General features: G+C 60.0%; 28 protein-coding genes and 1 pseudogene. 25 read left to right on the top strand and 4 right to left on the bottom strand.

What is annotated here, in order from left to right; translation table 11 throughout:
* Positions 1 to 340: 340 nt before the first annotated feature.
* The 3 genes and pseudogenes from ACOSV0_RS10130 to ACOSV0_RS10120 all read left to right on the top strand — a co-directional run bounded on the left by ACOSV0_RS10130 (position 341) and on the right by ACOSV0_RS10120 (position 1495).
* The gene (locus ACOSV0_RS10130; RefSeq protein ID WP_434106030.1) at positions 341 to 538 is read left to right on the top strand and encodes a hypothetical protein; all 198 of its coding nucleotides are present in this window, start codon (positions 341 to 343) and stop codon (positions 536 to 538) included.
* A gap of 15 nt (positions 539 to 553) precedes the next feature.
* A pseudogene (locus ACOSV0_RS10125) lies at positions 554 to 978 on the top strand (NAD(P)/FAD-dependent oxidoreductase); the annotation flags it as partial.
* Between the two features lie 103 nt (positions 979 to 1081).
* A complete protein-coding gene (locus ACOSV0_RS10120) occupies positions 1082 to 1495 on the top strand; it encodes a CoA transferase (RefSeq protein ID WP_434106029.1) in 414 nt (137 codons plus the stop codon).
* A 576-nt stretch (positions 1496 to 2071) separates the two neighbouring features.
* Here the strand turns inward: ACOSV0_RS10120 and ACOSV0_RS10115 are convergent.
* On the bottom strand, positions 2072 to 3682 hold the full coding sequence (locus tag ACOSV0_RS10115; protein ID WP_434106028.1) for an IclR family transcriptional regulator domain-containing protein: 1611 nt from the start codon (positions 3680 to 3682) through the stop codon (positions 2072 to 2074).
* 164 nt (positions 3683 to 3846) lie between these two features.
* Between ACOSV0_RS10115 and ACOSV0_RS10110 the strand changes: the two genes are divergently transcribed.
* From ACOSV0_RS10110 to ACOSV0_RS10025, 18 genes are all read left to right on the top strand, one after another.
* The gene (locus tag ACOSV0_RS10110; RefSeq protein WP_229758087.1) at positions 3847 to 4653 is read left to right on the top strand and encodes a ribonuclease activity regulator RraA; all 807 of its coding nucleotides are present in this window, start codon (positions 3847 to 3849) and stop codon (positions 4651 to 4653) included.
* 4 nt (positions 4654 to 4657) lie between these two features.
* The gene (locus tag ACOSV0_RS10105; RefSeq protein ID WP_434106027.1) at positions 4658 to 5110 is read left to right on the top strand and encodes a nuclear transport factor 2 family protein; all 453 of its coding nucleotides are present in this window, start codon (positions 4658 to 4660) and stop codon (positions 5108 to 5110) included.
* Positions 5107 to 6552 carry an aldehyde dehydrogenase (NADP(+)) gene (locus ACOSV0_RS10100; RefSeq protein ID WP_434106026.1) on the top strand — a complete coding sequence of 482 codons (1446 nt, stop codon included), beginning with the start codon at positions 5107 to 5109 and terminating at the stop codon, positions 6550 to 6552. The genes ACOSV0_RS10105 and ACOSV0_RS10100 overlap by 4 nt, the downstream gene beginning before the upstream one ends.
* Positions 6549 to 6845 (top strand): Dabb family protein, encoded by a 297-nt coding sequence (locus ACOSV0_RS10095; protein WP_115783059.1) that lies wholly within the window; start codon positions 6549 to 6551, stop codon positions 6843 to 6845. The genes ACOSV0_RS10100 and ACOSV0_RS10095 overlap by 4 nt, the downstream gene beginning before the upstream one ends.
* A 71-nt stretch (positions 6846 to 6916) precedes the next feature.
* Positions 6917 to 7690: an SDR family NAD(P)-dependent oxidoreductase gene (locus ACOSV0_RS10090; protein WP_434106024.1), complete on the top strand. Its 774-nt coding sequence runs from the start codon at positions 6917 to 6919 to the stop codon at positions 7688 to 7690.
* 10 nt (positions 7691 to 7700) lie between these two features.
* A complete protein-coding gene (locus ACOSV0_RS10085) occupies positions 7701 to 8399 on the top strand; it encodes an SDR family oxidoreductase (RefSeq protein ID WP_434106023.1) in 699 nt (232 codons plus the stop codon).
* Positions 8400 to 8454: 55 nt separating this feature from the next.
* On the top strand, positions 8455 to 9744 hold the full coding sequence (locus ACOSV0_RS10080) for an MFS transporter (protein WP_115783062.1): 1290 nt from the start codon (positions 8455 to 8457) through the stop codon (positions 9742 to 9744).
* An 18-nt stretch (positions 9745 to 9762) separates the two neighbouring features.
* The gene (locus ACOSV0_RS10075; RefSeq protein WP_434106022.1) at positions 9763 to 10902 is read left to right on the top strand and encodes a mandelate racemase/muconate lactonizing enzyme family protein; all 1140 of its coding nucleotides are present in this window, start codon (positions 9763 to 9765) and stop codon (positions 10900 to 10902) included.
* Positions 10903 to 10958: 56 nt separating this feature from the next.
* Positions 10959 to 11879, top strand: a complete 921-nt coding sequence (locus ACOSV0_RS10070; RefSeq protein ID WP_434106021.1) for an aldose 1-epimerase — start codon at positions 10959 to 10961, stop codon at positions 11877 to 11879.
* A gap of 127 nt (positions 11880 to 12006) precedes the next feature.
* Entirely contained in the window at positions 12007 to 13173 is a 1167-nt protein-coding gene (locus ACOSV0_RS10065; protein WP_434106020.1) for a porin, read from the top strand.
* Positions 13174 to 13223: 50 nt separating this feature from the next.
* A complete protein-coding gene (locus ACOSV0_RS10060) occupies positions 13224 to 14546 on the top strand; it encodes an MFS transporter (RefSeq protein ID WP_434106019.1) in 1323 nt (440 codons plus the stop codon).
* 414 nt (positions 14547 to 14960) lie between these two features.
* Positions 14961 to 16343, top strand: a complete 1383-nt coding sequence (locus ACOSV0_RS10055; protein ID WP_373291804.1) for an MFS transporter — start codon at positions 14961 to 14963, stop codon at positions 16341 to 16343.
* A 52-nt stretch (positions 16344 to 16395) separates the two neighbouring features.
* Complete coding sequence (locus ACOSV0_RS10050; RefSeq protein WP_229758085.1) at positions 16396 to 17574, top strand: L-talarate/galactarate dehydratase; 1179 nt, start codon at positions 16396 to 16398, stop codon at positions 17572 to 17574.
* A 74-nt stretch (positions 17575 to 17648) separates the two neighbouring features.
* Positions 17649 to 18725, top strand: coding sequence for a mannonate dehydratase (uxuA, locus tag ACOSV0_RS10045; protein WP_434106018.1), 1077 nt, complete (start codon positions 17649 to 17651; stop codon positions 18723 to 18725).
* A 477-nt stretch (positions 18726 to 19202) separates the two neighbouring features.
* Positions 19203 to 19439: a beta-propeller fold lactonase family protein gene (locus tag ACOSV0_RS10040; protein ID WP_115783070.1), complete on the top strand. Its 237-nt coding sequence runs from the start codon at positions 19203 to 19205 to the stop codon at positions 19437 to 19439.
* Between the two features lie 85 nt (positions 19440 to 19524).
* On the top strand, positions 19525 to 19818 hold the full coding sequence (locus tag ACOSV0_RS10035) for a beta-propeller fold lactonase family protein (protein WP_434110231.1): 294 nt from the start codon (positions 19525 to 19527) through the stop codon (positions 19816 to 19818).
* On the top strand, positions 19818 to 20111 hold the full coding sequence (locus ACOSV0_RS10030) for a hypothetical protein (RefSeq protein WP_162831513.1): 294 nt from the start codon (positions 19818 to 19820) through the stop codon (positions 20109 to 20111). Before ACOSV0_RS10035 ends, ACOSV0_RS10030 begins: the two co-directional genes overlap by 1 nt.
* Positions 20075 to 20878 (top strand): mandelate racemase/muconate lactonizing enzyme family protein, encoded by an 804-nt coding sequence (locus tag ACOSV0_RS10025; RefSeq protein WP_434106017.1) that lies wholly within the window; start codon positions 20075 to 20077, stop codon positions 20876 to 20878. Before ACOSV0_RS10030 ends, ACOSV0_RS10025 begins: the two co-directional genes overlap by 37 nt.
* A gap of 77 nt (positions 20879 to 20955) precedes the next feature.
* Here the strand turns inward: ACOSV0_RS10025 and ACOSV0_RS10020 are convergent, their stop codons facing one another.
* The 3 genes from ACOSV0_RS10020 to ACOSV0_RS10010 form a co-directional block, all read right to left on the bottom strand.
* Complete coding sequence (locus tag ACOSV0_RS10020) at positions 20956 to 21330, bottom strand: hypothetical protein (RefSeq protein ID WP_115783073.1); 375 nt, start codon at positions 21328 to 21330, stop codon at positions 20956 to 20958.
* A 14-nt stretch (positions 21331 to 21344) separates the two neighbouring features.
* Positions 21345 to 23072: a methyl-accepting chemotaxis protein gene (locus ACOSV0_RS10015; protein ID WP_229758084.1), complete on the bottom strand. Its 1728-nt coding sequence runs from the start codon at positions 23070 to 23072 to the stop codon at positions 21345 to 21347.
* Positions 23073 to 23214: 142 nt separating this feature from the next.
* On the bottom strand, positions 23215 to 23592 hold the full coding sequence (locus ACOSV0_RS10010) for a hypothetical protein (RefSeq protein WP_434106016.1): 378 nt from the start codon (positions 23590 to 23592) through the stop codon (positions 23215 to 23217).
* A 357-nt stretch (positions 23593 to 23949) separates the two neighbouring features.
* Here ACOSV0_RS10010 and ACOSV0_RS10005 point away from each other — a divergent pair, with 357 nt between their 5' ends.
* The 4 genes from ACOSV0_RS10005 (at position 23950) to ACOSV0_RS09990 (ending at position 26372) form a co-directional block, all read left to right on the top strand.
* Positions 23950 to 24240: a hypothetical protein gene (locus ACOSV0_RS10005; protein WP_434106015.1), complete on the top strand. Its 291-nt coding sequence runs from the start codon at positions 23950 to 23952 to the stop codon at positions 24238 to 24240.
* 140 nt (positions 24241 to 24380) lie between these two features.
* Positions 24381 to 24713, top strand: a complete 333-nt coding sequence (locus ACOSV0_RS10000; protein WP_434106013.1) for a diguanylate cyclase domain-containing protein — start codon at positions 24381 to 24383, stop codon at positions 24711 to 24713.
* Positions 24714 to 24939: 226 nt separating this feature from the next.
* On the top strand, positions 24940 to 25158 hold the full coding sequence (locus tag ACOSV0_RS09995; RefSeq protein ID WP_434106012.1) for a hypothetical protein: 219 nt from the start codon (positions 24940 to 24942) through the stop codon (positions 25156 to 25158).
* Between the two features lie 152 nt (positions 25159 to 25310).
* Positions 25311 to 26372 carry a helix-turn-helix transcriptional regulator gene (locus ACOSV0_RS09990; RefSeq protein WP_162831517.1) on the top strand — a complete coding sequence of 354 codons (1062 nt, stop codon included), beginning with the start codon at positions 25311 to 25313 and terminating at the stop codon, positions 26370 to 26372.
* The last annotated feature ends 72 nt before the right edge of the window (positions 26373 to 26444 follow it).

Here is a 26444-nt window from a genome sequence, read left to right as displayed (position 1 = left end):
CGCACCTACGCACGGGTTGTTCAAGCGCCCCGGTCGCCTTAAACCTCTCCTGACGCGGCAGGTCGCCGTTTCCTGGGCCGCACTCAAGAAGACGATAACTAGAAAGAAAAATCTTCCTATAGGGTCAAAAAGTGTCGTCTTTTTTTTCTTAATTTGACTTCCTATAGTTGCGACATGGGCTTGCAACTGACTGTGATTTTCGGGAAAAACCTGCCGATAAATCAGGTGGTTGTGGTGGCTCTGAAAACGTTGGCTCATCGCGTGTTGTCGTTCGGTCAAATTTCCCGGGTGGGCCGGTAGCCACGCAAATCGTCCTAACCATCAAGCTACTGGTGCGCAAATGAACTCGTTCGAAACCCCTGTAATCGCCTTATCCCCGTATCTCGTAACTCGCAGCACCGAGGCTGCCGTGCGCGTTAGCGCAGGTAAGAAGGCTTCGCTTTACGTAGTCATGCTGCAGGCTCCAATGAATGCACTTGCCAGCAATGTTTCCGACCGCGCTGACGTTTCGTCTGTCGCAATTCTCGGCTACAACTAAGTACAGGAGCTTGTGATGCATCGCATCGTAATCGTGGGCGGTGGCGCCGGCAGCCTTGAATTAGCTACGCGTCTTGGCAACAAGCTCGGGAAATCGAAGCGAACTCACATTACGCTGGTTGACCGCTGCCCGACTCATGTCTGGAAGCCGCTGTTGGATGAAGTGGCAGCAGGAAGTCTCGATGCGCATGCACATCAGATTGATGTATGCACCACAAGCTGATTGGCATCACTTCGAATTTGTCCGCGGCGAAATGGTCGGACTGGAGCGCGCGTCGCAGTTTCTACGTCTTGCCCCCATATTCGACACGGAATACGATAACGAGGAAATCTTGCCTGCTCGAAGCATCGGGTACGACGCGCTCGTTCTTGCCTTGGGCAGTCAAACACACTTTTTCGGGGTACCGGGCGCGGTCGAATGCGATACCTCTTGATACCTTGCCGTAGGCCGAACGATTGAGGTGTAGTCTTCTCCAGACTTGAGTCAAGAAGGCCGCCCTCAATGCCTCAGGTACCGAGGCGGCAGTGAACGCGGCAATCATTGGTGGCGGCTACGGGCGTCGATCTGGCCACCGAAGGCGGGCGCTTCCAGGCGCGTCATGCGATTGCGGCGGTGCTGGAGCCGTGGTTTGCTGGACGCACCGTGGCAGAGATCGGTGAACGCTTCGATGGCAGCGGTGTGCTATGGGGCGTATATCGCGATTTTCAGCAACTGATCGAAGAGGACTGGCGCTGCTCCAACGATAACCCCATGTTTGCGCCAGTCGACCAGCCAGGCGTCGGACGGGTGCTGACGCCGCGTGTGTCCTTGTCGTTCGCCGAAACACCGGCGCCTGCGCCATCTGTTGCGCCGATGCTGGGAGAAAATACGGGCGATGTGCTTGGGCGTTTGCTCGGGCTTACACCCGAACGAGTCAATGACCTGACTGCGCGTGGAATTGTTGAAAGGATGATTTGACTGGCGGGTTCGCGCTCGATCGCGATTGCTTCGGGCGAAATTGCGCAAGTGGTCGTTCAGCGCAATATCTGGCGTGACGCCGGCTGCTGAACCGGTAGGAGCCAGCGGCGCTGCAGTCGTATGGCCGGTTGTCGGTCTCATGCCGGGCTTTTCGTATGGCCGAAAACTGGACGTCCGTGGCACGTAAGCGCTATCCACGAGCAGCCGTCAAAAGCCGTGCGGCAGACTGGTCGCTTGCCTGGTGTATTTTTCCCTATCCCGTCTCCGGTTGACATGTATTCCGGGTGTGATCAGACATCTCGAACGACATTGCTTGTTTATGGAGCGTCCCCGAACAGCGCCTGTACTGGAGTGATGTTCGGCGGCCCTAAGCTCACTGAGCTGTACGTCACGTACGATGGGATGGGGCGTCCGATATGAGGTATTTGGCAGAAGGAGGATAAGGGCGGGCTTTTTGCTGTCGTCGGACTTGGTTTGCGTGGTTTGTGGGAGCCGCGATACACCGGCGATTCCGTGCCGATCCAACGGGCGCACGCGGCCTTGCAATGCTCGCAGGGGCGAGTCTGGATGAACGAATCACGCCTGGACCCTTGCCGGCGCTGCGCCGGGGCGCACTTTCAGCAGTCGCCCTGACCATGGGGCACTCGTCAGCGATTCGAGCGACTGCAGATGCCGGTCGCTCGTCACGTACAACGCTGGACCGTCCGCATCAGGCACAAAGGCGAGGCCAGTCGGCGCCGCCACCGGCAGACTGACAAGCCGGTCCACGCTGCCATCGGCCGCGAACCGCACGAGGGTCCAGCCATCTTTTAGCGCGGTCCAGAGGCCGCCGTCTTCGTCAAGGGCAATCCCAGACAGACGCCCTGAACCCTTTGGCATCGAAGCCAGCCGACGCACGGTCGGCGATCCTTTGCGCAGCATGAACAGGGTCCCGGAATCAGGGGCGACGGCGTAGGCCGTGACGCCGTCGTGAGCCCAGGTCATTGCTTCGATCCGCTCGCTAAAGCGCCAATGCGGTCTGACGCGGCCCTCGTCATCCACGACGCCGAGGCTGCACTCCGTATCGCCTTCGGCGCACAAGGCGACCCAACAGCCACCCTGAGGATCGACACAAAGCGCGTTTATCGTAGGGTCGGTCCACACCGAGGCGTCGCTTATCCGCGTGACGTGGCCGTCTGCTTCGAGTCGCACGTAATGTCCGTCATGAACGACGATCAGCGTGTCGCCGCGTAACAGCATGGCTGTGATCGGCGCGTCGAGACGCGCGATGATGCGATCCTGTTTGCCATCGAAGCAATGCACGGCCGGCGCGAGCGCGTCGGCCCAGTAGAGGCAACGGCTCATGCTAGACCACACGGGAAACGCACCGTGAAACGCCCAACCGTCGCTGACCGGTTCGACTTCTTCCACGCCGGACTGATACCTGCTCACGGTCAATTGCGAACCGACGCGCCGTGCGGCGTCGGCGAGTTCCGGACCGAGCAGTTCGAGCCTTGTGAGGCTTAGCCTGTAGGCAGGACCTGCGACACTCAATGCACCGCGCACCTCGCCCGCGGTATCGACAATTGGCGCGGCTACGCAGCGCACGCCGAGCACGATTTCCTCGTCGTCGATCGCGTAGCCGCGTGAGCGCGTAATGCCGAGTTCTATCTGCAAGCGCCGGCGATCCGTGATCGTGTGCGGCGTCAGCGCGTCCAGCGTGATGCTTTTGACGAGCGCCTCGCACTGGTCTTTCGGCAGCCGCGACAGGATTGCCTTGCCCTGACCCGTGCAATGCAGCGGCTTGCTTTGTCCGAGCGTGGCGGCCGAGCGTTGCGAATGCGCGCCGTCGCATCGTTCGAGCGACAGCACCGTACCGCCGTCCAGCACCGCGAGGTAGGACGTTTCTCCAGTCAGATCGCGCAGCGTGCGCAATTCCACGCTGGCTGCGGCGACCAGATCCGGCATCAGGTACGCGTTGCGCACAAGTTCGAGGTAGCGAAAACCGAGCCGGTAAACCCGCCGCACCTGATCGCGCCGGACCAGCCCGCGTTCGACGAGGGTCGCGAGGATGCGATACAGCGTGGTCTTTGGCAAGCCGGCCTGGTCGAGTAATTCGGCGTTGCTCATGCCATTGGGCGCCGCGCCGATCAGATCGAGCACGCCCAGCGCCTTATCCAGTGATGCAGTTCCTTCTCCTACGCTCATATTCCCATCCTCTGGAACTCACGAATGAAAACGAGGATAGCACCCGGTTTCATCTGAAGGAGTCGCGAGCTAGCATTCTCCTCACGATGACGCACCAAACAGCAGATTCAGTTCCAGAGTGTGGAACTGAAGATTCGCGAATTCCCACTGAACAGGAAACGCCAGTGAAGATCCACCACTATTCAGATTCCCTCGAAACCGACGTCGCGCGCGATGTGGAGGTGAGTGACGAAGTACTTGCGAAACTCGCCCGGGTGAGCAGCGGTTCGCTAACGACGCAACTCTTCAAGCACGGCTACAAGCAGCCGTCGCTGGTCGGCTTGCGGCCGCTCAACCAGGACGTCGAGCCATTTGCGGGCCGCGCGTTCACGATGCGCTTCATTCCGGCGCGCGAAGGTATCGACACCTACGGCACGATGACCACCAAGCCGAACATGGACAACCTGCAATGGCAGGGCGTTGAACAGGTGAAGCCGGGCGACGTGCTGGTGATCGATAGCCAGAACGATCCGCGTGCGGCGTCGGCGGGCAACATCCTGGTCACGCGCCTGCTCGCGCGTGGTGCGAAGGCGATCATCACCGACGGCGCGCTGCGCGATGGCACCGAGATCGCGAGGCTGCCACTGCCGGCCTACGCCCGTGAAGTCACGGCGACGACGCGCATCGCCTATCACCACGTGGCGGATCTGCAGGTGCCGATCGGTTGTGCGGGTGTCGCGATCTATCCGGGCGACATCATCGTCGGCGATTCGGATGGGATCACGGTCGTGCCGCCGCATCTGGCCGCCGAGCTGGCTGATTTCTGCACGCAACAGGACGATCTCGAGGGTTACCTGGCGATGCGTATCGCCGCGGGCGAAGCGCTGTGGGGTGTGTACCCGCCAAGTGCGCAAGCCTACGAGGACTACGACAGGTGGGTCGCGGCCGGGCGTCCGCAGATTCCCGCGGTGTTCGACAAGAAGGGGGCCTGAAACGATGGCCGCTATCGACCACGCAAAGTACGCCGCACTGATTCGCCGCTATTTCGACGCCTGCAACGAAGCCGACTACGACAAGCTCGTCTCGTGCTTCACGCCCGATGCCGTGCATTACTTTCCGGCTGGCTTGCCGGACATTCCGTGGCGCACGGCGGACACGATCGCGCGTAATTGGCAATGGTGCGTGGAGAATCTCGGCTCGCAATGGACCATCGAGAAAATTCTGGTGAGCTATGACAGCCATGAAGCGGTGATCGAGTGGACTCACTGGAAGGGCAAGCTCGGCACCGCGCTGCGCGGCGACGAATGGTACGTCTTTGACGAAGCCACGGGCCTGATTCGCGAAATCCGCGCGTACTACGCGGCGCCAGCGGACAAGGAAGTGAAAATCAACGAACTGGTTGCGTTCGATTACGAAGCGCGCGGCTATCACTTGAGGGCTGGGTCATGAGCGAAGCGAATCCCGCGTTTGCCGCCATCGACCACGCCGTCACACAAGCGCACGAGGCGGCGCCGCGCTGGGCCGCGTCGACCGCAATCGAACGCGCCCGCTTGCTGCGCGGTCTCGCCGATGTGCTCGAACAGAACGCCACTGCACTAATCGCGCTGGCTAACGACGAGAGCGGTCTCGGCGAAATTCGTCTTACCGGCGAACTGGCTCGCACTGCGTTTCAATTGCGCGGTTTCGCGTCCGCAGTGGAAGCGGGCGCCCCGTACTTGCAGATCGACGATGCCGCGGCGCCTGGTGCGCCACCCGCAGGCCGGCCACGCCTGACGCTGGTTCAGGTGCCACTTGGCCCGGTCGCGATGTTCTCGGCGGGCAATTTCCCGTTCGCGTTCTCGGTGCTCGGCGGCGATACGGCATCGGCGCTCGCTGCCGGTTGTCCGGTGATCGTCAAGGCGCACAGCGGGCATCCAGTGTTGTCGCGCAAGGTGTTCGATCTGGCTGCGGCTGTCGTGGCGCAGCAGGGCCTGTCGGCGGGTGTGCTGCCGCTCGTGGAAGGCGCGTCTCGCGAAGCGGGCGCGTACCTGGTGCGTCATCCGAACATTGCTGCAGTTGCGTTTACCGGTTCGTATCAGGGCGGCGTCGCATTGTGGCGTGTCGCGAATGAGCGTCCGCGGCCAATTCCATTTTTCGGTGAACTTGGTTCGATCAATCCGCTTGTTGTGCTGCCGGGCGCGCTGGCGAATGGCGTGGCCGAAGTGGCGAAATCTCTTGCAGGTTCGATCGCGCTGGGTTGCGGGCAATTCTGCACGAGCCCCGGCTTGATCCTTGTCTTCGACGATGCCGATGGCAGGAGTTTTACGGCTGCGTTGGCCGATGCGCTGAGCACGCAGTCGCCGCATCGAATGTTGACGGACAGTATCCGGTACGGCTTTGACCATGCAGTCGGGAAGATGGCGAGTCACGCCGCGGTGCGCTCACTAATCGAGCCGCGCGAAGCGGGCGATGGCGGCGGTGCCGGTCCGTCACCGCGTCTGTTCGAAGTCGAGGCCGCGGCGTTTATCGCCAATTCGGACCTGCATGAGGAAATGTTCGGACCCGCCGCGCTGGTCGTGAAGGTTCGCTCGGTTGCCGAGGTGCTCCAGGTGCTGCAGGCCGTGGAAGGGTCGCTTACCGTCACGTTGTGGGGTGTTCAACAGAATACCGCCGACAACCTCGCACTCATTCGCGCCGCGGAGCAGATCGCGGGTCGCGTGCTGTTTGGCGGTGTGCCAACCGGCGTGGCAGTTACGCGTGCTCAGCAGCACGGCGGTCCGTGGCCCGCCTCGACGCAACCGCAAACCACATCGGTCGGCTATGGAGCGCTTGCACGCTTTCTACGGCCGGTCGCGCTGCAGGATGCACCGGATTGGCTCATCGCGGCAAAGCGCGGAGGGACGCTGTCATGATGAAGCACATTGTGATGTTCCGCCGCCTGGCGACGGTCGATCGTCAACCTGAATTCGAAGCGCAACTGGTGGAGCGCATGCGTGGTCTGGACAGGGAGATTCCATTCGTACGCGCATGGAAAGTGTCGGCCAACGAACTCGAGCGCGCGATCTGCTGGGACTATCTGCTCGAATCGGCATTCGACGATCGCGATGCGCTCGACCGGTATCTGCCGCATCCAGCGCATGTCGCGTTGATTACTGACCTCAAGCGCTATTTCGAATGGGCTGCGTGTGACTACAGCGAGACCTGAGGTGTCACTATCCGGTCACGCATCGTTGTTACGAAGCGCTGCGCGATCCATTGTCTGAAGGGAGTTTTCATATGCATACCGCGAGGGTGGCGCTCGTGACGGGCGCGGGCAATCTCAAGGGAATCGGGCGTGGCGTGGTTCAGCGTTTGAGCGAAGCGGGAATCGACGTGGTCGTCAATTACCTGAGTGAGGATGATGACCATGTGCAAGTTGTAGAGGACGCGCGAGCCTTGGGCCGGCGCGCGTTTGCGGTGCGCGCGGACCTGACGTCGAAAGAGCAGATCAGGTCGATGTTCCGCGAAATACAGAGCACGTTCGGCCGTCTCGACATTCTCGTGAACAACGCGGGACGGTGTGTGTGGGAGAAGGCGGTCGACATCACACCGGCGGGCATGAGCCAGATCATCGACGTCAATGTGCGTGGGACCATGGAGTGCTCGCGTGAGGCGGCACGCCTGATGATTGCGAACGGACGTGGCGGGCGCATCGTCAATATCTGCTCGCTTCAGTCGAAGCGGCCGACGCCGTCGATGTCGGTGTATTCGGCCAGCAAGGCGGGTATCGACCATCTGACACAATGTCTCGCGCTGGCGCTTGCCCATCACCGGATCACGGTCAATCAGGTATGGCCTGGTTTCGTGGACACCGACATCAACGGTTCCAAGCCTGAACTAAACACCAGCGATGCACGGGAAAAATTTCTCCAGACCATTCCCGCTGGACGATGCGCGACACCGAAAGATATCGGCGAGGCGGTGGCTTACTTCTGCCGTGAAGAGGCGGATGTCGTCACAGGCGCGACGTTGAAGGTCGACGGCGGAGCCTTTATCCGCTGTCTGCAATGAGGTCCGGCAAATGAAACAAAACGTTCTGATCGCCTGCGGTGATCGCAATCCCTCGCTCGACGAGGCCCTCGAAGCAAACTTCGCGCGCGAGGCAGCAGTAGTTCTGCGCAGTCAGGCGACCACGCGCAACGAGATCTTCACCGAACTGGCCGCGCTCGAACAGCGCCACGGTGGCATCGACGCGTTGGTGTATGTGTCGCCCGATCCGGTGGAGATTGATTTTCTCGACGACGCCGATGCACATCTGCTGGACGGCCGCCTGGAGAGCGACTTTGCTGCGGGCGCATGGTGGTTGCAGGCGGTGGCGCGTTCGATGGTCGAGCGAAGGGGGCCAGGCAGTTTGGCCTTCGTCTCGCATGTCAGCGCAATCGTGCCGACACAGCGCTTTTCGTTCAGCGCGATGAGTCAGGCGATGTTGATGAACCTCGCCCGTACGGCGTTGCTCGAGTTGGATCACGTGGGAATTCGATTTAATTTCATCGTGCGCGGCTGGGCTGAGCGCGGCGCTGAGAAAGCGTTTTTCGAAGCGTTGCAGAAGGTCCATGACGAAGACCATTATCCGCCGCTGCATTACGCAAGCGACGCAGACGTTGCGAGCGCCTGCACGCTGGTGAGCGGTGCGAACGCGCGCGCCATCAACGGCGCAACCGTGACTATCGATGGCGGTTTTTCCGTCAGTCGTCTGATCCGGCGGATTCCAGCCGACTGATGCATGCGCCGCCCGATGACGGTGGGCGACATATAAAAAAGACGAAGGAGACACGATGTTTTTAGCCAACCGCTACCGTGGCACGATACTGACCATGCTGTTTCTCGCGATGGTCATTAACTACATCGACCGGGCCGCGCTCGCTATCGCGATGCCATTCATCACAAAAGATTTTCATTTGAGCGTAGCCGAAAAGGGTTTGATCTTCAGCAGTTTCTCGATCGGCTACGCGATCTTTAATTTTGTCGGCGGATATCTCGCCGACCGGTTCGGTGGCAAGCGTGTATTCACCTGGGCCATGACGGTCTGGTCTGTGTTGTGCGGACTGACGGCGGGCGTATTCAGCTTCAGCACGTTGCTAGTGGTGCGCGTGCTGTTCGGGGCGGGCGAGGGGCCGATTTCCACCACGGCGAACAAGGTCGTCAACAACTGGTTTCCGGTCAAGGAGCGGGCGCGCGCGATCGGTATCAATCAGGCGGGCGGTCCGCTCGGCGGCGCGCTTGCCGGACCGGTGGTGGGCTTGCTGGCGCTGTGGCTCGGCTGGCGCGTGGCGTTTGTCGTGATCGCCGCGCTTGGACTGACATGGGCGTTCTGCTGGCGCAAGCTGGCAACGGAATATCCTGCCCAGCATCCGAGGGTCACGCCGGCCGAACTCGAACTGATCGGCCGGCACGATGATGAAGATGTCGTCGAAGCATCGTCCGCACGGCCGATGCTCACGCATGTCATCTTCCAGCGCGCGGTGCTGGTGACCGGCATCTCGCTCTTTTGCTACAACTACATCCTGTTTTTCTTTATGAGCTGGTTTCCGAGCTACCTGATCGACGCCAAGGGAATCAGCCTGAAGAACATGAGCTTCGTTTCGGCACTGCCGTGGCTGATCGGCGCGCTGGGCTATATGAGCGGCGGCGCGTTGATTGATGCGATCTACAAGCGAACCGGCAAGCTGTTGCTCTCGCGCAAATGCGTGCTGGTGACGTGTCTGCTGGTCGCCTCGTTGTGTATCGGGCTGACGGGACTCGTCGACGACGTGAGAGTTGCCGTCGGCGTGATGACCGTGGCCATCGGCTTTCTGATGCTGACGGCGCCGGCCTACTGGTCGATCATTCAGGACAGCGTGCCGCGCAATCAGGTTGGCACTGCGGGCGGCTTCATGCACGGTCTCGCGAACGTGTCCGGCATCGTCGGTCCCGCGCTGACCGGTTTGCTGATCCAGCGCTCGGGCAGCTATGCGACAGGCTTCGTGCTGGCCGGCACGCTCGGTATCGCCGGTGCGCTGATCGTTGCGTTGTTCCTCAAGAAACCCCGCCCGTCGCTGGTTACGGAATACCCGGCGACGGTCTGAACTCCAGGTTGACTCACCATGAAAATCGCCTCTTTCGAATCGGAAATTTATCGTGTCCCGCTGACCGAAGCATGGGGTTCGTCGAATTACTCGTTCACGTCGCTCGAATTCGTGATCGTTTCGCTGAAGAGCGACAACGGTCTGATCGGCACCGGCTGGACTTTCAGTGTCGGCAACGGTGCGGCAGCGTTCAAGAGCATGATCGACTATTACCTCGCGCCGAAGGTGCTGGGTCAGGATGTATTTCAGGTCGAGCGGCTGTGGAGCAGGATGTGGCTCGAAACGCACGATGTCGGTTCCGGTGGCGTCACCACGCACGCGATCGCCGCCATCGACATTGCCATCTGGGACCTGCTTGGCCAGGCATTGCGGCAGCCGCTGCACCGTCTGCTCGGCGGGTATCGCGACAGTCTGCCGGGCTATGGCAGCGGCGTGAACCTGCATCTCGATCAGGACGCATTGCTCGCACAGATGGAATCGTTCCAGTCGCAAGGCTACCGTGCGTTCAAGATGAAGATCGGTAAGGACGACCCCCACGAAGATCTCGAACGTGTCATGGCGGTGCGTGCGCTGGTCGGCAATGCCGCGCGCCTGATGGTGGACGCGAATCAGAAGTGGCATCCATCGGAGGTGATCCGCCGCGTGGATATGCTCAAACCGGCGAATCTGTTCTGGCTCGAGGAGCCGACGTTGAGCGACGACGTGGACGGTCACGCTTTGATTCGGAGCAAACTCGTGACGCCGGTGGCCGTCGGCGAAAGCCTCTATACGAAACACCAGTTTGCGCATCAGATTACTCGCGGCGCATGTGACATCGTGCAGCCGGATGTTTATCGCGTAGGCGGTATTACCGAGTTCATGAAGATCGTCAAAATGGCGGAGAGCCACAACATTCCGGTGGCGCCGCACTTCGGCATGGAACTGGTCGCGCACCTCGGCTGCGCGGTGCCAAACGTCCTGTGCTTTGAGGGGTTGCGCGGAGCGGGTTTGTCGGAGATGGGCATTATCGAGCGTCCGCTGAAGGTGACCGACGGCACGATCCAGCCCGACAATACGCCGGGGCACGGCGTCAGGTTCGACATGGGCGTGCTGGCGCAATACCGGCAGACGCCCGAACGTCTCGCCCGTGAGCAGGTCACGACGCGTACTGACGTGTGATGCACGAAACGACCGATGAATCGCCTCGACACCCTGCGCGCTCCGTCGCATTGCCGATGGCGCATTCGAACGCCTTGAGCGAATCGCGTGTGCGTCTTGCGAGCGCAACGCTCGAAGCGGAACTGGTTCCGGCCCGCGGTGGCCGGCTCGCGCGGCTTCGCTCCATCGTAGACGGTTACGACCTGGTCGCACCGCTCGAGCAATGGACTGCGGCGCCGTTCGGCTGGCCCAGGCGCGGCGCGTATCCGTTGATTCCGTATTCGAACCGTATTGCCCACGCAAGGCTTGCCGTTCTGGATCAGGTGTATGGATTACCGCCGCACCCGCCGAGCGCGCCGCATACATTGCACGGTGTTTGTCAGACCTTGCCGTGGCAATGCGTGGCGCAGACGCAGCGTCGTGCAACGCTCTGCGTCGACTATGTGGGCGCGGAGTGGCCGTGGCCGATTCACGCAGAACAGACGTTCGAACTGGAGGGTTCTGAGTTGACACTGCGGCTTGCGGTGGAAAACCGCGCGGATACGCCGATGCCGGCGGGGCTCGGCTGGCATCCGTACTTCTGTGTGAAGGGTGACTGTGTGGTGAGCTTCGAAGCCGGACAGAGGTGGACCATCGGAGTGGACTACCTTCCTGATGGCGCGCGGACCCGGTCGGATCGCCCGGTGGTCGTGAGAAGCGACGACTGGAGCACGAGTGAATATGCAGGTTATTTCTCCGACTGGTCAGGACAGGCTGTGCTGTCGGTTGCAGGCGGTTCACTCGACATGCAGGTGTCGGAGCCGTTGAGTCATCTCGTCGTGTTCGCGCCGGCCGGAGCGGATTTCGTGTGCGTCGAACCCGTCAGTCATGTCGCGAACGCATTCAATCTCGCGCATGGTGGCGTGCAGGGAACAGGCCACCGGATGCTTGAGCCGGGTGAGTCGATGCAAGCGATGATCCGTCTGAACTGGACACCAACGGACCGCGTGAGCAGATAAGCATTAGCTGTAGAGGGGCCATGTAGATACGCATCCGAATATTTTGAGTGAATGTCGATTCACAATATTTTGGATAGCGAAATAAAAAAGAAAACAAAAAACTGAATAATTCCGAATGGAGATGATGATGAAAAAGTCCTGGCTTGCGGCCGCCTGCGTGATCCCGTTGGCGAGCGCGGCTCACGCGCAGAGCAGCGTCACGTTGTACGGGCTCATTGATGTGGGTCTTGTCTATGCGAATAATGCCGGAGGTGCGAAGCAATATGCGATGGCCGTAGGCGCGTTGAACGGAAACCGCTGGGGATTGACGGGCGCGGAGGATCTTGGCGGCGGTTATAAGGCAATTTTCAAGCTGGAGAATGGCTTTTCCGCTGCCACCGGCGCACTGGGGCAGGGCGGTGCGGAATTCGGCCGTCAGGCTTTTGTGGGGCTCTCGGGACCGTTCGGAACGATGACGCTTGGGCGTCAATACGATTCGGTGGTCGACTACGTGGGCGTTCTGAAAGCCGGCGGCGATACCGCCGGCGGCTACGCGAATCACCCGGCCGACCTCGATAACACGGGCAACAACTATCGCGTCAATAACGCGCTCAAGTACGCGAGCCCCGACTACAAGGGTTTCAGATTCGGTGGTGTTTTCAGTCTCGGTGGCGTAGCGGGAAATTTCCAGCAGAACCGCGTGTATTCGCTCGGAGCCGGTTACAAACAGGGACCGTTGGCGCTAGGCGTGGCCTACCTCAACGCCCGCAACCCCAATTTCTCCTATTACGGCAACAACCCCGCATCGAGCACGACCGCGTCGAACATGTCGTCGATTCCGGTGTACTCGGGTTACGCGTCTGCGCAAACGCTGCAAACCATCGCCACCGCGGCCGCCTATACGATCGGGACGGCAACAGCGGGCGTGGTCTATTCCAACGTTCAGTTCCGCAACCTTGGGGCGACAGTGAGCCTCAATCGCGGCGGATACAGCGGTAACGCCGTGTTCAATACCGTCGAACTGAATTTTCGCATCTGGGTGGCACCCGATTTTCTGATCGGAACGTCTTATGCGTACACGCGTGGCGCGCAGGTCAGCGGCGGCGCAGCGGGTGGTGTGACATACAACCAGGTGAACCTCGGGGCGGACTACTACCTGTCCAAGCGTACCGATATCTATGTCGTCGTGTTCGGCCAGCACGCGTCCGGAAAGGATTCGACTGGTAAGGACGCACGAGCAGCGATTTACGGGTTGACGGCCTCGTCGACCGGCACGCAGATCGCTGCAACCGTCGGCTTGCGGCACAAATTCTGACGACCAGGGGCCGCGCGGTCTCAGTGATTCAAAACGATACGGAGGATCCAATGTCCACGCGTTTCCGCGGGGTTGTCCTTACCCTGCTGTTTCTGGCAATGCTGATCAACTATATGGATCGTGCGGCACTTTCCATCGCGATGCCGTTCATTTCGAAAACGTTCAGCCTTTCGCCGTCGGAGAAGGGCATCGTTTTCAGCAGCTTCTTTGTGGGCTATGCGCTGTTCAACGTGATTGGAGGCTACCTGTCCGATCGTATCGGCCCGAACCGCGTTTTCACGTGGGCGATGCTCTGCTGGTCTGGATGTTGCGCGCTGACGGCGGCGGCATCGGGCTTTGTCTCGTTGCTGATGTTCCGCACGGCATTTGGGATGGGTGAGGGCCCCATCTCGGCGACCGCAAATCGCACGGTGGCAAACTGGTTCCCAACCGGGGAGCGGGCTCGCGCAGTGGGACTGAATCAGGCGGGTGGCCCGCTGGGTGGCGCGCTCGCCGGCCCTGTGGTGGGCTTCATGGCGATCCAGTTTGGATGGCGGCTGGCGTTTGTCGTGGTCGGATGCTTAGGTGTGCTGTGGGTGGTGGCGTGGGTGCGTCTGGCGACCGACCATCCCCTGCAGAACGCGCGCGTATCGAGCGAAGAAGCGGCGCTCATTGGCCCGGAAACAGCGACGGGCGTAGCCGGCCGCGCGCAGGCAGCCATTGTAGCGTCATCCGGCACCGCGCACACCGTCTTTCGCAATCCGGCTGTGTACGTGATGGCGTTCTCGCTATTTTGTTGCAGCTACAACCAGTTTTTCTTCCTGACCTGGTTTCCGACGTATCTCGTCGAACAGAAGCATCTGTCGCTGGCCGAGATGAGCGTGGTGTCGTCGTTTCCGTGGCTGGCCGGTGCGCTTGGCTACGTGCTGGGCGGGCTTGCGATCGACGCTCTATATCGTTTGACTGGAAAATTCCTGCTGTCACGCAAGGTTGTACTGGTTGTGTGTCTAGCATTGGGGGGCGCTTGCGTTGCCCTGACCGGACAAATCGAGTCGGCGCGGGGGGCCGTGTCGGTCATGTCGATCGGTGTCGGTTTTGTCATGCTGACGTCGACAGCGTATTGGGCGCTGATTCAGACCATCGCGCCGCGAGACGCGGTGGGTGGCGCAAGCGGGCTGATGCATGGACTCGGCAATATATCGGGGATCGTGGCGCCGACATTGACCGGCTTCGTGATACAGAGTACGCGAAGCTATTCGATGGCGTTTACGATCGCTGGCGCGTTGGCGTTGCTTGGGGCTGTGGCGGTCGCGTTTTTGATCCGGGAACCGGCCCCGCGCTGGCGAAGCGGTGAGAGAGCCGGGTGGGCGCTTGCCTCTAAACGAAGGCCGTAGCGTCACGAGCGGCAACCAGGGCACCTGCTAAATTTGTCATAGCAAATCCCGACGACTTTCGAACCCCTGCAGCCATATTCCCATGGATTGGAACTCGCGAGCGGAACACGAGGACAGCCTAGTTTCATCATCTGCAGCGTCGGACTAGCATTTGACTCACGATGATGTGCCGAATAACGGATTCAGTTCCAGTTTATGGAACCTCACGGCTGCGAACGCCTACTGAACAGGAAACGCCCGTCACGCGAGCCAGCGTCGCGCTGCGCCCCAGTCGACTACAGGCTGACAGACTGACGAACGGCTTGAAAATTCGCGAACGCGGTATCACGAGAAGCGGGACAGCTTCATCGCATTCGCTCAATGGCATAACGGTGCGCCGGTTTGTCGGCCCGCGCATCAGACAGGAGACAGACAATGAACGACCACCCGTCATCCGCTAACGCGGAACTGGCGATGCCATCCGTCACCAACGCGCGGAGCGCCGCTGCCGCTACAACCCGCACACGTTACCGGTTCGTGACACTGGCGCTCATCACCATCGTCCTTGCGCTCAGTTCGGGCGATCGGGCGGCGATGTCCGTCGCGGGCTCCGCGATGGCGAAAGAGCTTCACATCACATCGGTCGAGCTCGGCTATATCTTCTCCGCTTTTAGCTGGGCCTATGTGATCTTCCTGATTCCGGCGGGCTGGCTGACGGATCGCATCGGCTCGAAGAAAGCGATGTTCAGCGCGATCGTGGTGTGGTCCGCGTTCACCGTTTGCATGGGTCTCGTGCATTTTATCGGCCTCGTCGTGCCGCTGTTGCTCGCCTTGCGGTTTCTGCTTGGCGTCGCCGAGTCGCCGGTCGGTCCTGCGTCCGGCCGGATCATTGCGGCCTGGTTCCCCGCTTCTGAGCGCGGTGTGGCCGGCGCAATCTTCAACAGCGCCCAGTATGTCTCTCTCGCACTCTTCACGCCGTTCATGGGCTGGCTGTGCCATGCGTTCGGTTGGGAATACGTATTCATCGCGATGGGCGGCGTGGGGCTGGTGATTGCGACGATCTGGTGGAAGAACTACTACCTGCCGGTCAGGCACCCGTCGATGAGCGCAAGCGAACTCGAACACATTCGTGCGGGTGAGGGCCTGGTTGATCTCGAAGCGTCACAGAGGCAGGATAAAACCGGACCGGAGCGCTCCCAGTTGCGCGATATCGGTTCGTTGTTCAAAAGCAGGATGCTGGTCGGCATCTTTATCGGCCAGTACTGTATCAGCGCCATTACGTGGTTCTTCGTGACGTGGTTTCCGATCTACCTTGTGAAGGATCGTGGCTTCGACATTCTTCAGGCCGGTTTCGTGGCATCGATTCCCGCGCTCGCCGGATTGATCGGCGGTGTCGCGAGCGGTTTCGTATCCGACGGCCTGCTGAAGAAAACCGGCTCGCTCAGCATTGCCCGCAAAGGGCCGGTGATCGTCGGCTTCCTGTTGAGCGCGAGCATGATCCTGTGTAACTACGTGAATTCCCAATGGCTGGTGGTCGGCCTGATGAGCCTGGCATTTTTCGGCAAGGGATTTGGTGCGCTGAGCTGGACGATTCTCGCCGATACGGCGCCGCGCGAAATCATCGGTACGACCGGCGGTGTGTTCAACGCGCTCGGCAACAGCGCGGGCATCGTCACGCCGGTGGTCATCGGCTACCTGCTGCAAAGCACGGGATCCTTTAGCGCGGCGCTGGTTTATGTCGGCGCGCACGGTCTGGTCGCCGTATTGAGCTATGGGCTGATTGTCGGAAAGATCCAGCGCTATCAGCTGAAAGCGTGATCCTGCGACCTGCATGGACATCGACACCATTCATTTTTTGAACGGAGAAGTTGTGAACACATCGTCTACCCAAACACTCGCGCATCTGTCACGCGGCGCGGCAAGTACGGATCGCATCACGGGCGTGAAGGTTTCGCTGACTTATCTGCCGCTCGCGGCGCCCATCAGCGATGCGAAGGTGCTGACTGGCCGTCAGAAGCCGCTTACGGAAATCGCCTTTATCTTCGCCGAGATCAGCACTGAAAGCGGCCACCGGGGCATCGGCTTCGGCTACTCGAAGCGCGCAGGCGGTCCAGGTATGTTCGCGCATGCGAACGAAATCGCGCCTGAACTGATCGGCGAAGATCCGAACGACATCGCGCGCATCTGGAACAAGTTGTGTTGGGCGGGTGCCTCGATGGGCCGCAGCGGCTTGACCACCCAGGCCATCGCACCTTTCGACATCGCGCTATGGGACCTCAAGGCAAAGCGTGCCGGCTTACCGCTGGCGAAGCTGCTCGGCGCACATCGTGACTCGGTGCGCTGCTACAACACGTCGGGCGGCTATCTATCGATGCCACTCGATCGCGTGCTCGAGAACATCGACGCTTCTCGTGAGCGGGGGATTGGCGGCATCAAGATCAAGGTCGGCCAGCCGGACACGGCAGTCGATCTGCAGCGCGTCACAGCGGTACGCAAACATCTCGGCGACAGTTTCCCTTTTATGGTCGACGCGAATCAGCAATGGGACCGCGCGACCGCTCAACGTTTCGGTCGTGTGCTCGAACAGTTCGATCTGACATGGATCGAAGAGCCGCTCGACGCGTACGATGTCGAAGGCCATGCGGCGCTGACGGCGTCGCTCGATACGCCGATCGCCACCGGCGAAATGCTGACGAGCTTCGGTGAACACGCGCAACTGATTACGGCGCACGCGTCTGACTTCATTCAGCCGGATGCGCCGCGCGTCGGCGGAATTACACCTTTTCTGCAGATCATGAGTCTGGCGGATTTCAAGGGGTTCAGCCTCGCGCCGCACTTCGCGATGGAAATTCACCTGCATCTCGCTGCGGCTTATCCGCGCGAACCGTGGCTTGAACATTTCGAGTGGCTGGAGCCGATGTTCAACGAGCGGCTCGAACTTCGTGACGGCCGGATGCATGTGCCGAATCGTCCGGGCCTGGGTTTCAGCCTCAGCGATCAGGCACGTGCGTGGACTACCGAGTCTGCTTCGTTTGGCACGGGGGCCTAAGTAGCAGATGTAGCCAGCGCTCGTAGCACGAGCGCAGGGAGCTTTTTTTACCATTCAGACAGAGTGTTGACATCATGAAGATGATCTTTCGCTGGCACGGTCCGAAGGACCCGATCAGCCTGCAGTACATCCGCCAGATTCCGGGCCTCTACGGCATTGTGTCGTCGCTTTACGACCTGCCGCTCGGCGAAGTGTGGCCGGGCGAGCGGATTCAGGTGCTGACCGGCGCTGCGGCGGCGCACGGCCTCAGGATGGAGGTCGTCGACAGCTTCCGCGTGCATGAGGAGATCAAGCTCGGCCGGCAGGGCCGCGAAAAACTGATGCCGCAGTACATCTCCACCCTGAAGAATCTTGCGGCGAGCGGCATAAAAGTGGTTTGCTACAACTTCATGCCGGTGTTCGACTGGACGCGCACGCAGATGGAATTTCCGCTGCCGGACGGTTCGAACACGCTTTCGTTCGAAGCAGAGCGGGTGGAGCAGCTGGATGTATCGAAGGGCATTCCACTGCCCGGCTGGGGCACACGCTATACGCAGGAAAAGCTGCAGGCACTGCTGGACGAATACGCCTCGGTGACCACCGAGCAGATGTGGAGCAACCTCGAATATTTCCTGTCGCAACTTGTTCCGGTCGCCGAAGAACTCGGTCTCAAGCTCGCGCTGCATGCAGACGATCCTCCGCGTCCGGTGTTCGGCCTGCCACGCATCATCAAGAACATCGACGATCACCGGCGCGTGCTCGATATCGTCGATTCGACAGCGAACGGCCTGACGCTGTGCAGCGGCACGCTCGGTTCCGATCTGCGCAACGACGTGCCGTCGTTCATCAACGAATTCGCGGCGCGTAAACGCGTGCACTTCGTGCATCTGCGCAACGTCAAGGTTGGCGAAAACGGAGATTTCTACGAATCGGCGCATCTGACCCAATGCGGTTCCCTCGACATGGCCGAGATTGTCAAGGCGCTGCACGACGCCGATTTCCAGGGCTACGCGCGGCCCGACCACGGCCGCATGATCTGGGGCGAAACCGGCGTGCCGGGCTACGGCCTGTACGATCGCGCGCTCGGCATCATGTATCTGCAGGGTTTGTGGGAAGGTATCGGTAAGGAAAAAACTCGCGCACTCGCACAGCGCCCGCGTGTGGCGGCTTGAGCATGCCGGCAACGCTCGGGCAGAATAAAATCGGAGACGATGGATGAAGAGAAACGGCAACGGTAAACTTACGGTGTCCGGCCGCCGCCGCTTTTGCAAGTTGGCAGCGGGCGTGGCGTTGACACCGTCGGTGAGCTGGGCGGCGAGCGACGCGATGCAAGCGCATGGAAAGGGCGCCGCGCACGCGGCGTTTCATGTCGCGGTGGGTGCGACGCTCACGGTTTATCGGCCTTTATCTGCTCGTCGCATACAACGCGCCTAGCGGTCTGACCGCGCATCCGCTCGCGGAAGACGGATCGATTGGCGACGCCGTATCACAGCGTGAGCATGTCGATGCAGGTGTCTACGCGCATCAGGTGCGTGTCGCGCCGGACAACCGCACGGTCGTATTGCCGACTCGCGGCAATGACGCTACCGCGACCAGGCCCGAAGATCCGGGTGCGTTGAAGGTGCCAGTTGCAGGACGGATAAGGGCAATTGACGGACGAGCAATCGGTAGCGCCGCACGACGGCTATGGTTTCGGTCCACGCCACGTCGATTTTCATCCGTCGAAACCGTGGATGTATGTGTCGATGGAGCGCGAGAACCAGTTGCAGATGTTCGACATGAAAGCGGGGCGGCTGGCCCCGCAGCCCAGCTTCGTGAAGACGACGCTTTCGAAACCCGCGGAGGTGCATCCGCAACAGATTGTCGGACCCATTTATATCGCGTGATGGCCGATTCATCTATCTTGCGAACCGTGCGAACGGGACAACCGGGGTCGACGGGTAGAAAGTTTTCTCCGGCGGCGAGAATAGCATTGCGGTATTTCGCGTCGATTCTTCTACCGGTGAGCCTGTCCTGATCCAGACCGTGGCGACGGAGAGTTTCCATCCGCGCACCTTCTCGATTCATTCGGATGGGCGCATGCTGGTGTCGGCGGCGGTCGAGCCGCTGCGAGTGCGCGAGGGCGACACGGTCCGCGATGTTCCCGCTGCGCTGACGGTGTTTCGCATCGCTGCTGACGGCCGCCTCACGCGCATCCGCAAATACCATGTCGAGACGGGCAACGACTGGATGTTCTGGTGCGGCATGGTGCCATTGGAAGTGTGATGACGACGATCGTACAAATCGAGGTCATGCGCGTAGCGATCGGTTTCGACGCCGGCCGACGCTTAACCGAAGACTCAGGGGCACGAGCAGGCGACGCATTCGACGCCGCGTCCAAGCAACTCGCGCGGATGGAATCCCTGCTCGTTAAGGTGGCACTTTCCGATGGACACATCGGCTGGGGTGAAGGATTCGGTCATGCCTGCAATCCCGCGACGTTCGCGATGCTCGCGGGCGCGGCCGGACGTTTTTTATCGGCATGTCGTTCGATGCGGCGGCGCAACCTGAAGTGTTGAACGTGGCAGCGCAGCGCGCCTTTCATTCGTACGGCAGCACGGGGCCGACGATGTACGCGCTGTCCGCCGTCGATATCGCGCTGTGGAATCTCGCCGGCCAGGCAGCAGGCGTTCCACTATGCCGGATGCTGGGCGCGAGCCGCGCATGCGTGGACGGCTATGCGAGCCTCGTCAGCTACGACAATGATCCCGCAGAAGTGGCGCGACAGGTGCATCGCGTGCACGCCGAGGGATTCACGCGAATCAAGCTGCACGAAACATCGGCCGACGCAATTCGGGCGGCGCGCGAAGCGCTACCTGCCGAGGTTGAATTGATGGTGGACGTGAATTGTCCCTGGTCGGTTGAGGAAGCCGCGCCGCAAGCTGCTCGCCTGCATTCGCAGGGACTCGCCTGGCTCGAGGAACCGGTCTGGCCGCCGGATGACTACGCCAGACTGACGCGGGTGCGCCGCAGCGGCGTGCCAATAGCGGCTGGCGAGAACGCCGCGGGCATCGCGGGCATCCGGCAATATCTGGAAAGCGGCGCAGTGGACGTGCTGCAACCGAGCGTCACGAAGCTTGGCGGCGTCACCGCCGTCCGGGAGGTGATGACGCTGGCGAACCGGCACGGTGTGCGCGTCGTGCCTCACTGCTTCTTCTACGGCCCCGGACTGCTCGCGACTGCGCACATTGTCGCGAGCTTACCGGATACGGTCGCGCTGGAGATGCCGGGTGTGCATTTCGAAGCGGCTACCTATGAAGGCCATGAGCTGGAAAACCGTGGATAAGTCACTCTGGTTTTCTTTCGCGTCGGCCAGAGCGCGACATCATCACGTTGGACGATTATCCCGCACCAAGGGTCCCGCTATGGCAGGAGTGAAGCGTGTGCATTCAGGTAACGGTTGACCTCGCTCAGGAGAGCCGAGTGATAACTTTCCGGTAGGCTCCAGTCGTCACTTAGGGACATCAGCTCTTCAATCCTGTCACGGAACGATTTGACAATATCTGCCCGCATCGAGACTGGAAGGTGCGCCAACACGGAAACCAGCAATTCGCCAACGACTGCAAGACGCGCACCGAGTTGAACAACGTTGATACCGTTTGCCTTGGATAGGATCACGACCGCATCGAGCAACAATACGTTGCTAGTCTTTTCAGATTCGTTGGCTGGTACTGCCGACGAATCAGGTAGGGTCTCAATGTCTGAGTCGGGTATCTGCATTTTGGAGATTCTGGACATGATGGATTTCGCGATCAGAAAGTTTTCCAGTCCACTTTCCCTGCATCGGCTGCGATGGCGGGCTTGTCTGCGATAGCGGCCGGAACGATCCCCGGCTGTGCGGACTCCGTGCGGCGTGTGGTGGAAATCCTGGAGACAGGCAAGCGGCGTTTGCTTTGCGGGATCGCCATGCGTGACGTAGATTGCCCCGTGTCGGCGACCTTGAACACTGCAACGGCATTCTTAAGATGTGTGGCCTGTTCTTCAAGTGACTGCGCGGCAGCTGCCGCCTGTTCAACGAGCGCCGCATTCTGTTGCGTCACTTCGTCCATCTGGCCGACTGCCAGATTCACCTGCTCAATGCCACGGCTCTGCTCTTCAGACGCAGCAGCAATTTCACCGACGATATCGGAGACCTGTTTGATTGACTGCTTGACCTGCCCCATGGTGGCGCTGACTTCTGCCGCCTGCTTCACGCCGTCCTGAATCGTTGTCACGGACGAACTGATCAGTTCCTTTATTTCCTTGGCTGCCGCGGCGGAACGCTGGGCCAGACTGCGGACCTCGCTGGCAACCACAGCAAAGCCTCGCCCCTGTTCGCCGGCACGCGCGGCTTCGACGGCTGCGTTCAACGCGAGAATGTTCGTCTGGAAAGCAATGCCTTCGATTACGCCGGTGATATCGGAAATCTTGCTTGAGCTGCCGCTGATCTTCTCAATCGTGCCTACCATGGATTGAACAGCATCGTTGCCTGTATCGGCCATCTCTGTCGCGCTTGTTGCCAGTGCGCTTGCCTGGCGGGCATTGTCGGCGTTCTGCTTTACCGTTTCCGTCAACTGCGTCATGCTGGCTGCGGTTTCCTCAAGGGACGCCGCCTGTTCCCCGGTGCGCGCCGAGAGGTCCTGATTTCCCGCTGCGATCTGGGTTGAAGCTCCTGCGATAGCGTCTGTACCCGTGCGCACGCCACGGATTATATTGACCAGGCTACCATTCATCCTTCCAAGCGCTGCCATCAACTGACCGGTTTCGTCGTGAGTCGTCGCTTCAATGAGCGTTGTCAGGTCACCCTCGGCTACGGTGTTTGCTGTCTGGATGGCCTTGTTCAAAGGGCGCGAGATGGCTTTTGCAAGAAGTAGCGCAATGCCAAGGTTCAGTGCGACAACAGCCGCAAGCAGTGCGATAACCTTGTATCGTCCGCTCTCGTAGATGGCATTACCACGCTGACTCGCGTCCTTGCCGCCCTGCACATTCATATCTACGATCTTCTGGAGGTCGTCGCCGGCCTCGTCGTATCGTTGCTGCGATATTCCACGTATCAGATCTCTCGCTTCGTTGTTCTTGTTCGATCGGGATAGATCGAGCACCTTCTGGTGTTGAATCAGGTATTCATTCCACTCGGCCTTGAATTTTTCATAGAGCTTCCGTTCTTCTGGTGAAGAGGTCAGATTTTCATACCCGGTGCGATTTTTCTCAAAATCCGACACCACTTCCTGCATATCCTTTTCGTATTTCTTCATATCGTTGTCGTCGGTGGACAGGATATGCTGCAACTCAGCGATGCGGAAATCTGAGGCGTTGGTATTCATCGCGGAAGAAAAGCGAGCGCCAGGCAACCAGTTGACTGCCATATCGGTAGAGAGCTGGTTGACGGTCTCTAGCTCGACGATAGAAATTCCACCCAATACGATCGTGAGAAATATGCCAATAAAAAAAGAAACGATGAGTTTTGCTGAAATACTCAGATTTAGAAAGCGTTGAATCACTGGAAATCCTCGGAAGACGTGAGCGGGCAAGCTTGTAAGTGCGGTGAACATCGTTGCAAGGATTGCCTGACAACCAATTGCGGATAGGCTTACCTTAACTATTCGATTCGCTTGTAGCGGAATGGCACGGGCGTATGTCCGGTCATGCCATCGGATTTAGACGCATATCAATCGCTGTGCGTGCGAGTTGTCTGCAAACCGTGAGTCTTTGGCTCGATGCAGCGGGGAGAGTGTTGGTCTGTTCGAGCAGCATCGAGTGAAATGCGGGTGGAAGAGAAACGTCGCCCATCAGCGACTTCGCATCACCAACCCTGCATCGAAACAATTTCGTCACGGCCGCGCACGGTGCCGCCGTGAGGTGCCACAGCACCGGACCGATAAACTCGCTCACAACCACGAGCCGTGCGCCGGGATGAGAAACTGCTGCGCCGTTTGTCCTCTCGAGCGTGGTCAGCGAATTCAGTAACGCTTCAGGGGTGTCCGACTTCCCACCCTGTTCAGAACTTCTGCCAGTCAGCATCGGCAGCCTCCATTGTGGTGATGGCGTTTCCTTTGGCGCCCCTGGCCGGCGTCGCTCGGCTCTACCCGTGCAACGAAAACGGCGACCCAATCCAGATAATGCATATTAGAACGGTCTGAGCGTGCAGTTCTTCCCCCGGATGCAGTGGGAATGTTCGGGATGAAGCGTGCAACCATGTCCTGAACCCGAGATCGAGTGGGGAGGACGGGGCACTTTTGCGCGCTGCTGGCCGTAGACCAGACGTCGCATGACTCCGGCTCCAGCCGTTCCCACGACAACGAAGACTAATATGCGATATGGACATGAACCGGATTGGCGCAGGCGCGGCTCGGCAAAGCGAAGCGGTGGAGCTCCCCTATGACGGGCTTCACGCAAAGCGATTTGGTCAGCTTGATGACGAGCATTGGAGCCACCCTTGAAACGCACGCCGACGGCATTGTGCAGCAAAGCGCCCGGATCTCCGCGATCGACCTGATTCTGCGTGTGCTGATGTCCAATATGGTTGCACCGACGAAAGCGGAGATCAGGCGAGCATCTTTTGAAAGAATCGTAGAAGCCATGCGCGCTATGGACAGTGCAGCGCTTCCCGCCGGTTACGCCACGGCCTGGCTGAGTGAGGTCGATGCCCTTTTGGCGGCATTGGCGTGATGAGAACATGGGGCGATTCATGAACGACACCGGGCGCCGCATCGGGTATATGGGGATGCTTGACGGCCTGACCGGATTACACGCGCTGCAAGTCCTTTTCCTGCCAGCTTTGCGAGGCCGTGCAGTCGGCGCAGCATAGGGTGCGCAAGGTCGCGGTGCTGCTTGTCGATCTGGACCGGTTCGGGCGGGTAAACACGATGCTCGGCCCCGTTGTCGGCGACCAGATGCTCAAGACGCTGTCCCGGCGGCTGGTGGAATGCGTAACAGACGACAAGCTGGTTGCCCGCCTGGGGGACGACGAATTTGCAATTATTCTGCGGGAACCCGATGGAATTGACGGCGCCTGCGCAACCGCGGGTCGAATACTGACGGCCCTCGGCCAGTCTATCGTCGTCAGTGGGCACGAATGCCGCGCCACGCGAGCATGGGCATATCGATTTGCCCGTCCGATGCGGATAGCTGGCAATCGCTGATCAAGCATGCCGATGTCGCGATGCGCGTGGCGAAGCAGGAAGAGGGCAACGCGTTCAGGTCCCAATGCGACCGCATGCCCCCGGCTGGCGCACGCGTTTGAACTGGACGCTCATCTGCGAAGCGCGCTGGAGCGCTGCGAATTCCGTTCGCAATACCAACTCAAGCTGGACCTGCGAAATCGCGCCATCTGCGGCCCCCATATCGGATCTGCTCAATGAGACGGAAATGAGAGCCGATCTGCTGGGATCTGAAATCATGGAAAGCGCGGTGATGTCCGGCCCAGCAAGGGCCATCGACATACTTCGTGCGATCAGGAGCATGGGCGTGCATGGTTGCGGCCAGATCCAGAGGAGCCACGTCAGCCGGCCATTGAGCGCGGACCGCTTCGCGACGCTGTTGCGGCAATGCACGCACACGCGGAGCGACGTCAAAGCCGCAACGTGAATCCTGTGCCCCCCTCAAGATATCGACACTCAGAGCCGTATACAAGAGAAAGACAATGTACGCACCGTCCTCGCAACTCCAAATACGAAAGTGGCCGCCGTTAGATGCATCAAAAAAATGCAAGAGCCAGGGCAAACCTTCGGCAGATCTGTTTGCTGAACCTCGGTTGGGAGATGTTGCTTCCTGACTTTACACACGCGCTTCGGCATACCGTTGGTTTCAACGTCTGCGTCTTTCTCTGGTTGTCGCCCACCGAGCCAAGAATCCAGCACGTCTGGTCGAATACCATCGTGCCGGACCGTATCGCGAACGATTTCCTCGTTCACTTCGCTCACCTCGAGGCCGAATCGCCGCACGCTGGCGGCTTAGCGTCGTTTTACGAGCGTGGGCCGAGCGTGCGGCTTACGCCGGAATGGGCCGGCTTCTCTCGGACGGAGATGTGCAACTACATCTGGAAGGAGACCGGGATACATTACGGGCTCTCGACTGTGATCCCGGCCGCCGACGGCCGCTGTCTCGGGCACCTGATGCTGCATCGCGAGCGCACGGCACGTAACTTTTCCAAGGCCGATATCGGGTTCATGGAAGGCTTGATACCCTACATTTCTCATGCGCTCTCGGTCGACCCGTCGTCCGAGATCGAATTTGCCGATAGCATCGACAGCGGCATGCTTCTGATGGATCGGGAAGGAAGGATTCAATACAGAAGCGCATCGGCTTTAACGCTTGCATCGATGATCGAGAACACCGGGTACGTCGATTTGATTGGGAGGTTTGGCGTACCGGGATTCATTGAACTCGTGTTCAGACGCCTGATAGACGTCGGACGGCCAGCGACCACGCTTCCCCCTCGGCTCCAGTTGACCAATCGCTGGGGTCAATTTGACATCCACGCTTATTGGCTGGATTCGATGAACCCAGGCGACGGCTTGATCGCAATCCGGCTGGATCGTAAGGAGCCAAAAGTTTTGCGTCTTGCATCCGCGATGCAAGACGCGCAGTTTTCCGCGGCGCAGCAGCGCGCTAGTCTGCTACTGTTGCAAGGCAAGACGAATCGGGAAATTGCCGATGCGCTGCAGATCACAATCAACTCGGCACGTGATCACGTGAAAGCCGTACTCGAAAAGGCAAACTGCGACACGCGACACGATCTGTCGTCCTTTCTTCTTTCCTTGCCGCGGCGGAACACGCCGTCGACGAGATCGCATGGGTGATTCCACAAAGCAAGCCTCGCCTGCCTGCCCCCAAGCCCCCCCCGACGCGTCATGTAGACGCTATCGTTGACA

It is taken from the genome of Paraburkholderia caffeinilytica (genome assembly GCF_051027425.1).
In the GTDB taxonomy this organism is placed as follows: Bacteria; Pseudomonadota; Gammaproteobacteria; order Burkholderiales; family Burkholderiaceae; genus Paraburkholderia; species Paraburkholderia caffeinilytica_A.
This window is presented reverse-complemented; position numbering and strand designations above follow the sequence as displayed.